Consider the following 1,415-nt stretch of genomic DNA (forward strand, 5'->3'; position numbering starts at 1 on the left):
CGCATCCAAGTTATTTGGGTCAAGTTCAAGCAAGAAGGTATTACCTACTTCTTTTCTTGGCTGACTGGCATAGAAGTAATACAAACCACTGGTTTCATCCTTACCCATGAAGTTATCTATATGAATACCCTGAGGCAAAGAAACCTCTTTAATCATTGAGTAGTCATATAAATCGAATATATACAACACGCCCAGCGGTGAATGGCACATATATATTCTACCTTCATCATGGTAGATATTAACATTGTGTGTATTGAGGCCACTCCCCCCTCCTCCTTTATAATCGACCTTCCAACTGTGCAAAATTCCCTTTTTCTTAAAGTCTAGTACATAGAAACCTTCCAAAGCAGCTATAAGTATGCGCCCTTTACTTAAAGCATAATCTTGAGCTTTAAAAGGATACGACGCAACCCATTCCTCCTTGCCAACATCATCATTAAGAAATAAGATTTTTGTCTGGTTAGGACGACCTCTTTTGCTAGGGATAACGTAAATAATACATCTTCGATAATGAGTAGGGGTTAATGAAATTGCTTCTGACCTAGCCAAATCATATTTCCAAATCAGCTCAAGATTGAAGTCTCTTTTCTGGAAGCTGCTATTAGCTCTTCTACCCTGAAAATATATGGCTTTATCGGATACATAAACCCCTAAAAATTGACCTTCATATGAAGAAATGCAACCTTGTGACTCAGAGATGACTTTGCTATTAACTCCATTATCATCACCGTAATAGACTACATTTTGACCCCTTACAGCTATTAGGCTGTTAGGGTTGATCGTATCTAATTTAGCTATTGAGCTTCCATATGAATACTTCCCTTGCTCACTAAAAACTTCTATATTTTCGTCATCTAAATTTATATTTTTTAAAAAAAACCTTTCCGTGGAGTAACCATTCAAAATCCAATCATTATTTTCTTTTCTGAATAAACAGTTGTCTAAAAGCGAAGACTTCAATACAGAGCCATAATGAAAAGCATAGCCCAACTGATCACTATAATACAATTTCACTTATCCACCCTTAATTATTTCTACAACTTGAAAAAACGAGTTACCTTCTAAACTATCAAGCAAGCCTTCTTTTAAATTACTTTCTTAATGACTGAAAACTCTAATTATGCATATCTCAACTTAGGCGAAGTGGAAACTCGCTTTTAATCGGTGACTGTAAGTTTAAACTTGGGCTAGTATAGGTAATGTATTAGATGTTTAGAAAAAATTAACTAACACAGAACCCTGAACGCCCTCATTCACTCTAAGCGATGACAGTTAAGTGGAGAAAAGTCAATATTTTCAATCTTAATAAAACAGCTCATATTAACTACATTCTGACTCAACAAAGAGAGCTCTAAATCAAACTTTAGAGTCTGCATGTCAGTACTCAAGTTGTAGATATCTACAAATGATAACTT

Annotated in this window: 1 protein-coding gene; it reads right to left on the bottom strand. The window is 35.2% G+C overall.

What is annotated here, in order from left to right:
• The coding region (locus MHM93_RS19330; protein ID WP_239450231.1) for a hypothetical protein at positions 1 to 1,014 on the bottom strand (1,014 nt) is incomplete at its 3' end.
• Positions 1,015 to 1,415: the final 401 nt, after the last annotated feature.

The organism is Pseudoalteromonas sp. MM17-2, from assembly GCF_022347945.1.
GTDB lineage: Bacteria > Pseudomonadota > Gammaproteobacteria > Enterobacterales > Alteromonadaceae > Pseudoalteromonas > Pseudoalteromonas ruthenica.